The organism is Streptomyces altiplanensis, assembly GCF_053591575.1.
This window is the reverse complement of sequence record NZ_JBSFUB010000074.1, coordinates 24,694-36,737: the sequence shown is the minus strand read 5'-3', so window position 1 is coordinate 36,737 and position 12,044 is coordinate 24,694. Positions and strand designations below refer to the sequence as shown.

General features: G+C 74.0%; 10 protein-coding genes. 4 read left to right on the top strand and 6 right to left on the bottom strand.

Annotation, left to right across the window (positions count from 1 at the left end):
• Window positions 1-171: 171 nt before the first annotated feature.
• The 4 genes from egtD to egtA are packed head-to-tail and all read right to left on the bottom strand — an operon-like array spanning window position 172 to window position 4,557.
• Entirely contained in the window at window positions 172-1,137 is a 966-nt protein-coding gene (egtD, locus tag ACWD0Y_RS26730; RefSeq protein ID WP_450262881.1) for an L-histidine N(alpha)-methyltransferase, read from the bottom strand.
• Complete coding sequence (gene egtC, locus ACWD0Y_RS26725) at window positions 1,134-1,889, bottom strand: ergothioneine biosynthesis protein EgtC (RefSeq protein WP_450262880.1); 756 nt, start codon at window positions 1,887-1,889, stop codon at window positions 1,134-1,136. Before egtC ends, egtD begins: the two co-directional genes overlap by 4 nt.
• Window positions 1,889-3,283, bottom strand: a complete 1,395-nt coding sequence (gene egtB, locus ACWD0Y_RS26720; protein WP_450262879.1) for an ergothioneine biosynthesis protein EgtB — start codon at window positions 3,281-3,283, stop codon at window positions 1,889-1,891. Before egtB ends, egtC begins: the two co-directional genes overlap by 1 nt.
• The gene (gene egtA / locus ACWD0Y_RS26715) at window positions 3,280-4,557 is read right to left on the bottom strand and encodes an ergothioneine biosynthesis glutamate--cysteine ligase EgtA (RefSeq protein WP_450262878.1); all 1,278 of its coding nucleotides are present in this window, start codon (window positions 4,555-4,557) and stop codon (window positions 3,280-3,282) included. Before egtA ends, egtB begins: the two co-directional genes overlap by 4 nt.
• Window positions 4,558-4,736: 179 nt before the next feature.
• Between egtA and ACWD0Y_RS26710 the strand changes: the two genes are divergently transcribed.
• The gene (locus ACWD0Y_RS26710) at window positions 4,737-5,603 is read left to right on the top strand and encodes a TIGR02452 family protein (RefSeq protein ID WP_450262877.1); all 867 of its coding nucleotides are present in this window, start codon (window positions 4,737-4,739) and stop codon (window positions 5,601-5,603) included.
• Between the two features lie 185 nt (window positions 5,604-5,788).
• Here the strand turns inward: ACWD0Y_RS26710 and ACWD0Y_RS26705 are convergent, their stop codons facing one another.
• Window positions 5,789-7,447, bottom strand: coding sequence for an IclR family transcriptional regulator domain-containing protein (locus ACWD0Y_RS26705; protein ID WP_450262876.1), 1,659 nt, complete (start codon window positions 7,445-7,447; stop codon window positions 5,789-5,791).
• 205 nt (window positions 7,448-7,652) lie between these two features.
• Between ACWD0Y_RS26705 and ACWD0Y_RS26700 the strand changes: the two genes are divergently transcribed.
• The 3 genes from ACWD0Y_RS26700 to ACWD0Y_RS26690 are packed head-to-tail and all read left to right on the top strand — an operon-like array spanning window position 7,653 to window position 11,498.
• Complete coding sequence (locus ACWD0Y_RS26700) at window positions 7,653-8,837, top strand: thiolase family protein (RefSeq protein WP_450262875.1); 1,185 nt, start codon at window positions 7,653-7,655, stop codon at window positions 8,835-8,837.
• A gap of 4 nt (window positions 8,838-8,841) precedes the next feature.
• Window positions 8,842-10,029 carry a 4-hydroxybenzoate 3-monooxygenase gene (locus ACWD0Y_RS26695; RefSeq protein ID WP_450262874.1) on the top strand — a complete coding sequence of 396 codons (1,188 nt, stop codon included), beginning with the start codon at window positions 8,842-8,844 and terminating at the stop codon, window positions 10,027-10,029.
• A 32-nt stretch (window positions 10,030-10,061) separates the two neighbouring features.
• Window positions 10,062-11,498, top strand: a complete 1,437-nt coding sequence (locus ACWD0Y_RS26690; protein WP_450262873.1) for a benzaldehyde dehydrogenase — start codon at window positions 10,062-10,064, stop codon at window positions 11,496-11,498.
• Between the two features lie 131 nt (window positions 11,499-11,629).
• Here the strand turns inward: ACWD0Y_RS26690 and trxA are convergent, their stop codons facing one another.
• Complete coding sequence (gene trxA, locus ACWD0Y_RS26685; RefSeq protein WP_450262872.1) at window positions 11,630-12,025, bottom strand: thioredoxin; 396 nt, start codon at window positions 12,023-12,025, stop codon at window positions 11,630-11,632.
• Window positions 12,026-12,044: the final 19 nt, after the last annotated feature.

The following is a 12,044-nucleotide window of genomic DNA, read 5'->3' as shown; positions in this document are numbered from 1 at the left end:
CCCCCCAGGTCATGCCTTCGACAGGGGGACACAGTCATGCCGGGCCCGGAGGCCAGCGGTCCCATTGCAGGACCGCCAAGAACATAACGGGGGGGTAGGGGCTGGAGTGGGTCGCGGTACCCCTCCAGCCCCGGGGTCCGGGGCCGGTCCGCCGCAGGCGCCGACGGGCCCCTACACCGCCACCGCCAGCGACAGCGCGAAGCGCTCGCCCGCGTCGGTCCACCACTCCCGCAGGTCCAGGCCCGCCCCGGCGAGTTCCCGGCGTACCTTCTCCCGCCGGAACTTCGCCGAGATCTCGGTGCGTATCTCCTCGCCCTCCTCGAACGACACCACCAGGTCCAGCTCGCGGATCTTCACCGTCAGCGCGGTACGCGCCCGCAGCCGCATCTCGATCCACTCGTGCCCGCGGTCCCACACCGCGACATGGTCGAAGTCGTCCGGGTCGAAGTCCGCGCCCAGCTCCCGGTCGACGACCGACAGGACGTTCTTGTTGAACGCGGCGGTGACGCCCCGCGCGTCGTCGTACGCCGCGACGAGCGTCTCCTCGTCCTTCACCAGGTCCGTGCCGAGCAGCAGCGCGTCCCCGGGGGCCAGCAGCGACCGCACCGACCTGAGGAACGTCGCGCGCTCGTCGGGCAGCAGATTGCCGATCGTGCTGCCCAGGAAGGCGACCAGGCGCGGACCCGGCGTCCCGGGCAGGGCGAGGCCGCGCGTGAAGTCCGCGATCAGCGCGTGCACGGACAGGGCGGGCCGCTCGTCGAGGAGCGCCGTCGCGGCGGCGGTCAGCGCGCTCTCGCTGACGTCGACCGGGACGTAGCTGTGCAGTTCGGGCAGGAGGGCGTCCAGCAGGTGGCGGGTCTTCTCCGAGGAGCCCGAGCCCAGCTCCACCAGCGTGCGGGCCCGCGTGGCGGCCGCGATCTCGGGGGAGCGCGCGATCAGGATCTCCCGCTCCGCGCGCGTCGGGTAGTACTCGGGCAGCCGGGTGATCTCCTCGAACAGCTCGCTGCCGCGCGCGTCGTAGAACCACTTCGGCGGCAGCGCCTTGGGGGTGCGGGTCAGTCCGTGCAGCACGTCGGCGCGCAGATCGGCGTCCGTCGCGTCCTCGGGCAGGGTGCGGGTCAGCAGGAACGGGCTCACGCAGTGGGCTCCTTGAGCGGGGTCAGCAGGACATCGGTGCGGGTGGCGGCGAGGAGGGTGCGGTCCGGGACCTCGCGCCAGTGCGGATCGTCGTCGTACGGCTCGGATGCCACGACCGTGCGGCGGCCCGGCTCCGCGTAGTACCAGAGGGTGTCGCCCCAGGCGGTCGCGGCGACCGTCTCGCCGTCCGTGAGCAGCAGGTTCAGCCGGGAGCCGGGGGCGGCCTCCGCCAGTTCCAGGACGGTGTCCGCCAGCGCCTGCCCCAGTTCGTCGCCGTCATGCAGCCGGTGCAGTACGAGCGCCCAGACCAGCGCCGAGTCGCACCGCGCCTCCAGGGCGAGCAGTTCGGCCGCGGGCAGCGCGCCGGCGAGCGGCGCGACCGACCGGGGCCAGCCCCTGAGCGCGCCGTTGTGGCTGAACAGCCAGGGCCCGGCGGCGAACGGAGCCGCCGCCGCCTCCCCGTCCGCGCCCGCCTCCGTGGCGTCGCGGACCGCCGCGAGCACGGCCCCGGAGCGTACGACGCGGGCCAGGTCGGCGAAGGAGGCGTCGGCCCACATCGGCCCCGAGCGCCGGTAGCGGGCCGGCACCGGGTCGCCCTCGGCGTACCAGCCGACCCCGAACCCGTCCGCGTTGACGGTCCCGTACCGCTGGCGGCGCGGCGACCACGCCTGGCGGTACAGGCCGTGCGCGGGTTTCACCAGAAGGTCGCCGAGGGGCACCTCGGGCCCCAGACAGGCGAAGTGACGGCACATCAGGACACCACCGTGCCCGGTGTGCCCGGTGTGCCCGGCGGTACGTCCCGGGTGTCCGGCGCGTCCCGCGCCGTACGGAACCCGGCGAAGATCTGGCGGCGCACCGGCAGGTCCCAATTGCGGAACGTGCCCCGGCAGGCCACCGCGTCGACGGCGAAGGAACCGCCGCGCAGGACCTTGTGCGCGCTGCCGAAGAAGACCTCGGAGTACTCGCGGTACGGGAAGGCCGCGAAGCCGGGATAGGGCAGGAAGTCGCTCGACGTCCACTCCCACACGTCGCCGATCAGCTGCCGTACGCCGAGCGGGGACTCCCCGGCGGCGTACGCCCCCACCGGCGCCGGCCGCAGGTGGCGCTGGCCGAGGTTGGCCCGCTCCGGGGTGGGGTCGGCGTCGCCCCACGGGTAGCGCAGCGAGCGGCCCGCCGCCGGGTCGTGGCGGGCCGCCTTCTCCCACTCGGCCTCCGAGGGCAACCGCCGCCCCGCCCACCGTGCGTAGGCATCGGCCTCGTACCAGCTCACGTGCAGGACCGGCTCGTCCTCCGGTACGGGCTCCACGGCCCCGAAGTGCCGGCGCAGCCACTGGCCGCCCTCGCGGCGCCAGAACAGCGGGGCGCGCAGGCCGTGCTTGCGGATCTGCGCCCAGCCCTCCGGCTCCCACCAGCGCTCGTCGGTGTACCCGCCCTCCTCCATGAAGCGCAGGTACGCGCCGTTGCTCACCGGCACCGTGTCGATGAAGAACGCCGGGACGAAACGGTGGTGCGCGGGCCGCTCGTTGTCGAGCGCCCACGGTTCGGTGGACGTGCCCATGGGGAACGTGCCGCCGGGGACGAGGACCTCGTCCGGGAGGCCGGCGGTCGTCGCGGCCGTCGGACGGGGCGGCGGGGGAGCGGTGAGCGCGACGGGGCCGCGCCGCAGCTGATGGGTGATCAGCATGGTCTCGTCGTGCTGCTGCTCGTGCTGGGCGACCATCCCGAAGGCGAAGGCCGCGTCCAGCAGCGGGGTGCCGCGCAGGGGGCTGCGTTCCAGTACGTCGAGGGCCCGGCCGCGCACCTCCGCGGCGTATCCCCGGGCCTCGTCGGGGGCGAGCAGCGGCAGTGAGGGGCGCGCGGCGCGCGGATGCTCGAAGGCGTCGTACAGCGAGTCGATCCCGGGCCGCATCGCGTCGCGCCCCGCGACCGCCCGCAGCAGCCACAGCTCCTCCTGGTTGCCTATGTGCGCCAGGTCCCAGACCAGCGGCGACATCAGGGGGGAGTGCTGGGCGGTCAGTTCGCCGTCGTCCACGCAGTCGGTGAGCGCGGCGGTGCGCTCGCGCGCCCTGAGCAGCGCGTCGACGGCGCGTGCGCGCAGCGGTTCCGGATCGGTGGTGTGACCGGTGGTCTCGATGGGGTCGCTCATGCGCGGATGTCCTTCCCGGGAGCGGGGTCGAGCAGATCGTCGGCGGGGCACCGCCCGTGCACGACGTACCGCTCGGTGAACGCGGCGACGGCGCACTGCACGGCGGTGGACGCGCCGAGCCGGGGCAGCGCGTCGAGCGCCGCGTCGAAGCAGACCTCGGCGGCCGCCCGCAGCTCGGCGTCGGCCAGCCCGTACCGGGCTGCGTTGATCCACAGCGGGTTGCGCGGCGCGGGCAGCGAACCGGCCGTCTCCGCCAGGGGTTTGACGGTCCGGTACGCGATCTCCGAGGCCGCCGGGTCGTCGAAGAGCGCCGTGGCCACGGCGAGCGGAACGATCCAGCCGTCCTCGCCCGGCTGCGCGTCGATCATGCGCAGTTCGAGATGGCCGCGCGGACGCACCGGCGGGAAGAGCGTGGTCAGGTGGTAGTCGAGGTCCGCGCGGGTCGGCGGCCGGGGCACCCCGGAACGTATCCAGGAACGGAAGGACATCCCTTCCGGTACGTCCCACGGCCGGTCGTCCGGACCCCTGACGCACATGACGGGAGCGTCCAGCGCGCGGTCCGCCCACGCGCCGCGCGGCTCCGCGTCGAGCGGCGGAGCGGCGGAGCGGCCGGGCTCGATCTCCGCCCACAAGGCCTGGCGCGTGGACCGCCAGCCGGTACGGCGCCGCTGGTGGAAGGGCGAGTTGGCGAACGCCGCCGACAGTACGGCGCCCAGGAGGTGGGCGAGCAGCCAGCGCCGCCCGTGGCCGAGCGTGCCCGGCTCCTCGTGTCCCGCGTCCAGGCAGACCTGGACGGAGGCCGACGAGCACATCATGGCCCGGCCCGCGGGACCCGTCCGGTCGAGGTACGCCTCCATCGCGTCGTAACGGGGCTCGCGCAGAAGACGTTTCGGGGGGTGCCAGGGGTCCGTACCGATACCGGTGAGGCCGAGGTCCCGGGAGCGCAGAACGGCGCGTACGGCGTCCAGATCGGCGGAGACGGAGTCGATGCATCCGGTCAGGGACGGGGCCGGGAGTGAGCTGAGTTCCAGTTGGCCGCCTGGCTCGACGGTGAGCGCCGAGAGCAGGGGCAGGGCCCGCAGAGCGGTCGTCGCCGCTTCGAGACGGGCGGGTTCCACGGGGAGTTCGGGGAGGTGGAGCTCGTGGACGAACCATTCGAGTTCGACGCCGACGGTGCGCGGCGGACCTGTCTTGAAACAGATGCCGCGCAGCAGTGCCTCGGCGTCGCTCTCGGTGAGCGGTGGGCCCTCTTGCGCGAAGTCGCCTGTGGGCATGGGCTGTTCCCCCTTACCGAATGGCCGGACGGACGGGATCGTGCCTGAGCCCGCCCCGGACGGGCCGGGACGGGCATCACCCTCCACCTAAGCCATAGACGCCGACTCGCACAAGGGTGACCCGGCGGGCGCGGAAACTCCGTTGCGCCGGCGGGCGGTGGTCACCGACGATCCGGTCTGTGAGCGCACGACTGCGGGGAATCGCGAAAGAGACCGAAGAGATCGTCGGGGCGGGCCGGTACACCGCTCCGGGCGGCCGGGACGTGCCGATGGGCGAGGCACTGGCCGCCGCCCTCGCCGGGACCCGGATGTACGGCCCCGACCCGGTTCCCGTCACGCCGGACACGGACCGTACGACGGCCTTCGAAGTCACGGGGGAGAGCAGCCTGGAGGCGGCGCGCAGGCTGACCGGGGCGGCGCCCGGCCCGGTCGCCGTGCTCAACTTCGCCTCCGCGCGCAATCCGGGCGGTGGCTACCTGAACGGCGCCCAGGCGCAGGAGGAGGCGCTGTGCCGGGGTTCCGCGCTGTACGCGACCCTGCTGCGCGCCCCCGGGTTCTACGCCCACCACCGCGCCGACCGCAGCCCGTTCTACACCGACCGGGTCATCCACTCGCCCGGCGTCCCGGTCTTCCGCGACGACCGCGGCGCACTGCTCGCCGCGCCGTACACCGTGGGGTTCCTCACCTCGCCCGCGCCCAACGCGGGAGTGATCCGCAGCCGCGAACCCGACCTGGCGCACCGCATCCCGGCCGCGCTCGCGTCCCGTGCCGGGCGGGTCCTGGAGACGGCCGCCGCGTGCGGCTACCGGCGGCTGGTGCTGGGCGCCTGGGGCTGCGGTGTCTTCATGAACGATCCCGCTGCCGTGGCGGGCGCGTTCCACGCGCACCTCACCGGAGAAGGCCGTTTCTCCGGCCACTTCGACGAGGTGGTCTTCGGGGTGCTGGACCGCACGCGCGAGGCATCCGTGCGGGGCGCCTTCCGCACGGTCTTCGCCGGGCACACGGCGGAGTCCGAGGCCGTGACCGGGGCCGGCCTCCAGCCGTAGAAGCCGTCACCCGGGTGAGGCCAGGACCTGGACGGCCCGGTCCGCGGCGCGGACCTGCCGGGCCGCGCGCGGCGTCGCCGGACACCTGCCGGTGCCGGCGGGCGGCGCAGGTACGTACGGGCCGGACCGCTCCCGCGGTGCGGGAAGGAGACGGGCGGGGAGCGGCCCCGCGGGGGGCGCCGGGGTCAGAGCGGCGGTGCGGTCCGGCCCGCCGTGCCCAGGGCCCGCAGGTCCGCCTCGATCAGCGCGGCCGCCTCCCGCAACGCCGGCAGCAACGCCTCCCGCATCTCCTGGGGCGTGCCGTTCCCCGCGTGCCGGGCCACGTTCACCGCGGCGACCACACGCCCCTGCCCGTCCCGCACCGGCACTGCCAGCGAGCGCAGACCCTCCTCCAGCTCCTCGTCCACCAGGGCGTACTCGTCGGCCGCCGCCCGCTCGACGACGCGGCCCAGCTCGGCCGGCGAGGTCACGGTGTGCCGGGTCAGCGCCGGCAGTGCCTCCGGCAGCGGCGGCCGCTCGCCGGGCGCCAGTCCCGCCAGCAGCACCCGCCCCATCGATGTCGCGTACGCCGGAAAACGCGTACCCACCGTGATGTTGACGCTCATGATGCGCACCGTGGGGACGCGCGCCACGTACCGGATGTCGGCGCCGTCGAGCACCGCCAGTGACGCGGACTCGTGCACGCGCCGTACCAGCGCCACGAGATGGGGCCGGGCGATGTCCGCGAGGCCCCGTTCGGAGAGGCGGGCGCAGCCCAGTTCGAGCACGCGCGGCAGCAGCCGCCACTGGCGCCCGTCCGAGGCGACGTACCCCAGCTGCTCCAGTGTGAGCAGCGAACGCCGTGCCGTCGCCCGCGCCAGCCCGGTCGCCCCGGCGACCGCCGTCAGTGCCATCCCGTCGCCCCGGTCGGCGCCGAGCGAGCCGAGGACGGCGAGGCCGCGCGCCAGGGACTGCAGGAAGCCCGGCCCGAGTTCGCGCTTGGCCTCCAGCGAGGTGTCCCGCACGGGCGCGGTCTCCGGTGCGGGACGCGGCGCCGCCAGCGCCGCCTCCAGTTCGCCCCGCACCGCGCGCAGCCGGGGCAGTACGGTCTCGCGCAGTGAGTCCAGGGTGTGCCGGCTGGTGTGGCTGACCACGCTCACCGCGCACACCGTGCGCCCCGCCCCGTCGCGTACGGGCACGGCGACCGCCACCAGACCCGGCTCGATCAGCTGGTCGTCGCCCGCCCAGCCGTCCACGCCCGCCCGCGCCGCCCGCCGCTCGAAGTCCTCCACGTCCGCGTCCGTGTCCCGTGCCGCGCCACGCGGCGGCACCGCCGCGAACCCCGCGTCCAGCGGGTCCGCGGCCCGCCGCCCGCGCCACACCCGCCATTGCCGCGCGTCCCACTCCGCCGCGAACAGCGCGCCCGGCGCGCACCGCTCGGCGGGCAGCAGATCACCGATCCGGAAGGCGAGCGACATGGTGCGCTGCCGTGTCGTCTGGAGCACGAACCGCACCCCCGCGACCCCGTCGTCCGGCACCGCCACCGACACCGACTCGTCGAACTCGTCCGCGAGCCGCTCCGCCGCGGGTCCGAGCGCCGCCGGAATCCCGCAGGCCGTCAGGTACGCGCCGGGAAGCTCCATCAGTCGGGGTGCCAGTGCCACCTCGCGCCCGTCGCTGCGCGCCAGGCCGAGCCGGTCGAGGGTGGACACGACCCGGTCGACGGTGGAGCGGGCCAGGCCCGTCGACCGTACGAGGTCGCTGTGCCGCATCCGGTCATCGGCACCGGGCGCGGACAGGGCGCGCAGCACGGTGAGCCCGCGCTCCAGCGGACCGACCGGCTCGGCCGGTTCGACAGACTCCATGGGCTCCACGGGCTCCACGGGCGACGCGGCGGAGCGCGACGCCGCACCCGGCGTGACGCTCGGCATGGCACTCGACATGGGATTCCTCCTGGCAGACCGTTGACAGCGGACGACGCTCCGCAGAGACTCGGGCGAGGTCAGATGTGAACGATAGTTCATTCTGCGAACAACCGCGCAGTGATCACCCTACGACTCCGGAGACCCGATGAGCATCCGCGACGTCTACATCGTCGACGCCGTCCGTACCCCGATCGGCAAGTTCGGGGGCGCCCTCTCCTCCGTACGCCCCGACGACCTCGCCGCACACGTCGTCAAGTCGCTCGTCGCCCGCGCGCCCGCTCTCGACCCGGCCAGGATCGACGACGTCTACTTCGGCGACGCCAACGGCGCGGGCGAGGACAACCGGGACGTCGCCCGGATGGCCGTGCTGCTCGCCGGACTCCCCGTCTCCGTCCCCGGCGTCACCGTCAACCGCCTCTGCGGCTCCGGCCTCGAAGCCGTCATCCAGGCGGCCCGCGCCGTCGCGCTCGGCGACGCCTCCGTCGCCATCGCCGGCGGCGTCGAGTCCATGTCCCGCGCCCCCTGGGTGCTCCAGAAGCCCGAGCGCGCCTTCCCCGCCGGCCACCAGGAGCTGCACTCGACCACGCTCGGCTGGCGCATGACCAACCCCCGCATGCCCGACGAGTGGACCGTCCCGCTCGGCGAGGGCGCCGAGCTCATCGCCGACAAGCACGGCATCACCCGCGAGCAGCAGGACGCCTTCGCGCTGGCCAGCCACCAGAAGGCGGCCGAGGCGTGGGCGGAGGGGCTGTACGACGGAGAGGTCGTCCCGTACGACGGCGTGGACCTCACCCGGGACGAGTGCATCCGCGAGGGTTCGACCATGGAGGCGCTGGCGAGGCTGAAGCCCGTCTTCCGCAAGACCGGCAGCGTCACGGCGGGCAACGCCTCGCCCCTCAACGACGGCGCCGCCGCCCTCCTGATCGTCGACGAGGAGGGGCTGCGCGCCACCGGCCGCGAGCCGCTCGCCCGCATCCGCGCCTCCGCCGTCACCGGCATCGAGCCGCAGCTCTTCGGCCTCGGCCCGGTCGAGGCGGTCCAGCGGGCGCTCGCCAAGGCGGGCCGGTCCTTCGCCGGCCTCACCACCTTCGAACTGAACGAGGCCTTCGCCGCCCAGTCGCTCGGCTGCCTCGCCGAATGGCCGGACCTCGACCCCGCCGTCGTCAACCCGCGCGGCGGCGCCATCGCCATCGGCCACCCGCTCGGCGCCTCCGGCGCCCGCCTCGCCGGGTCCGTCGCCCACCAGCTCGCCGCCGCGGGCTCGGGCACCGGCCTCGCCGCGCTGTGCATCGGCGTCGGCCAGGGCCTCGCACTCGTACTGGAGCGCTGAACCGATGTCCCCCACCCTCCGCACCACCGTAGGAATCATCGGCGCCGGCCCGGCCGGGCTGCTCCTCGCCCGGCTGCTGCACAACGCCGGCGTCGACTGCGTCGTCCTGGAGAACAGGACCCGCGCGTACGTCGAACAGCGCCAGCGCGCCGGGATCCTCGAACAGGGCACCGTCGACGCCCTGCGCGCCTGCGGCGCCGGCGCCCGCATGGACACCGAAGGGCTCGTGCACCACGGCATCGAGCTCCGCTTCGACCGGCGGAGCCACCGCGTCGACTTCCCCGAGCTGACCGGCGGGCGGTCGGTGACCGTGTACGCCCAGACCGAGGTCGTCAAGGACCTCGTTGCGCTCCAACTGGCCGAAGGGCCACCGCTGTTCTTCGAAGCCGAGGCCCTCGCCGTCGAGAAGCCGGAATCCGACCGGCCGGTCGTCCGCTTCGCGCACGACGGCCGCGAGCAGACCCTGGAGTGCGACTACGTCGTCGGCTGCGACGGCTTCCACGGCATCGCGCGCGCGGCGGTCCCGGACGCGGTCCGGCGTACGTACGAGCGCACGTACCCGTACTCCTGGCTGGGCATCCTCGCCGATGTCCCGCCGTCCTGCGACGAGTTGATCTACGCACGCGGCGAGGACGGCTTCGCCCTCCACAGCATGCGCTCGCCCAGCGTCTCCCGCCTCTACCTCCAGGTCCCCAACGGCACCGACCCCGCCGACTGGTCCGACGAGCGGATCTGGGACGAGCTCGACCGGCGCTTCGCGGTCGACGGGGACTGGAGCCTGGCGCGCGGCCCGATCACCTCGAAGTCGGTGACCCCGATGCGCAGTCACGTCACCGAGCCCATGCGGTACGGACGGGTCTTCCTGGCCGGGGACGCGGCGCACATCGTGCCGCCCACCGGCGCCAAGGGGCTCAACCTGGCGGTCTCCGACGTACAGGTCCTGGCGCGTGCCCTCACCCACCACCACCGCACCGGATCGGACGAACTCCTCGACTCCTACTCGGACTTGTGCCTGCGGCGAGTGTGGCAGGCCACCCGTTTCTCGTATGACATGACTACGATGTTGCACAGTCAACCAAACGAGAGTGCGTTCGACGAACGAGTGCATCTCGCAAGGCTGCACCGTCTCGCTGCCTCCCGGTCCGCCGCCGCGGAACTGGCCGCGAACTACACGGGACTTCCCCTCGACTGAGCGACCGCACGACTGAGCGACTGGAGATCCGCATGCCCCTGCTCGACCCCAAGACCTGGCAGCCCGTCCGGCTCTCGGGCGGTGAGTCGGACGTCGTCGAGCCCGCCACGGGCGGCACGCTCGGCCGCGTCACGCTCGCCACCGCGGAGGACGTCGGTACGGCCGCCCGGACCGCCGGGGCCGTGCAGGCGGCCTGGTCCCGCACACCGCACCTCCAGCGGGCCGCCGTGCTCCGCCGCGCCGGCGACCTCTTCGCCGCGCACGCCGACGAGCTGCGGGAATGGCTCGTACGGGAATCCGGGTCCATACCCGGCAAGGCCGACTTCGAGCTCCACGTCGCCGCCCAGGAGTGCTACGAGGCCGCCGCCCTGGCCTCCCGCCCGACCGGCCAGGTGCTGCCCAGCGAGGCGCCCCGGCTGTCGTACACCCAGCGGGTTCCGGCCGGGGTGGTGGGCGTCATCGCCCCCTTCAACGCCCCGCTGATCCTCTCCATACGTTCCGTCGCCCCCGCTCTCGCGCTGGGCAACGGCGTCCTGCTCAAGCCCGACCCCCGCACCGCGGTCTGCGGCGGCCTCGCTCTGGCCGCCGTGTTCGCCGAGGCGGGACTGCCCGAGGGCCTGCTGCACGTCCTGCCCGGCGGCGCCGAGGCCGGCCGGGCGCTCGTCGCCGACCCGGGCGTACCGGTCGTCTCCTTCACCGGGTCCACAGGAGCGGGCCGAGCGGTCGGGGAGGCCGCGGGGCGCGCGCTCAAGCGCGCCCACCTGGAACTGGGCGGCAACTCCGCCCTCGTCGTACTGGAGGACGCCGACCTCGAGGGCGCCGTCGCCCAGGCGTCCTGGGGGTCCTTCTTCCACCAGGGCCAGATCTGCATGACCACGGGCCGCCACCTCGTGCACGCCTCGCTCTACGACGAGTACGTCGAACGGCTCGCCGCCAAGGCCGAGTCCCTGGCCGTCGGCGACCCGCACCGGGAGAAGGTGCACCTGGGCCCGATCATCGACCAGGACCAACTCACCAAGATCCACGACCTGGTGGAGGCCAGCACGGCGAGCGGCGCGAAGCTCGCGGCGGGCGGCACCCACCGTGACCTCTTCTACCGGCCCACCGTGCTGGCGGGCGTCGGCGACGACACCCCCGCGTACGCCGAGGAGGTGTTCGGCCCGGTCGCACCGGTCCGCTCCTTCACCACCCTCGACGAGGCCGCGGCCCTGGCGTCGGCGAGCCCGTACGGTCTCTCCCTGGGCATCGTCACCCGCGACACCGCACTCGGGGTGCGGCTCGCGGACCGTATCCCCACCGGCATCGTCCACATCAACGACCAGACGGTGAACGACGAGGCGGTCGCGCCCTTCGGCGGCGTCGCGGCGTCCGGCACGGGGGCGCGCTTCGGCGGCGAGGCGAACCTGGAGGCCTTCACCGAACTGCGCTGGACGACGGTGCGCCGCGAACCGGCGGACCACCCCTTCTAGGAGCACCCCTCCCAGGGCCGTCCCTCCCAGGGCCGTCCCTTCCAGGAGCACCTCGCCCCGCCCCGCGCCCGCACGGGGAAGGGCCCGGCCGCACATTGCGGCCGGGCCCTTCCCCCGCGCTCTGCCGCGCCTCAGCCCGCTTCCTGCGCGCCCTGCTCGCCCTGCGCCTGCTTCGCGTCCTCGACGGACTTGCGGACCTCGTCCATGTCGAGCTTGCGGGCCTGCCCGATCACGTCCTCCAGCGCCGCCTCGGGCAGCGCGCCGGGCTGGGCGAACACCGCCACGTTCTCGCGCACGATCATCAGGGTCGGGATCGAGCGGATCTCGAAGGCCGCGGCCAGTTCCTGCTGGGCCTCCGTGTCGACCTTGGCGAAGACGAGGTCCTCATGGCGCTCGGACGCACTCTCGAAGACGGGCGCGAACTGCCGGCAGGGACCGCACCAGGAAGCCCAGAAGTCGATGAGGATGAAGTCGTTCTCGCTCACGACCTGGTCGAAGTTTTCCTTGGTGAGCTCGACGGTGGACATGGTGTGCTCCTCTTCCTGG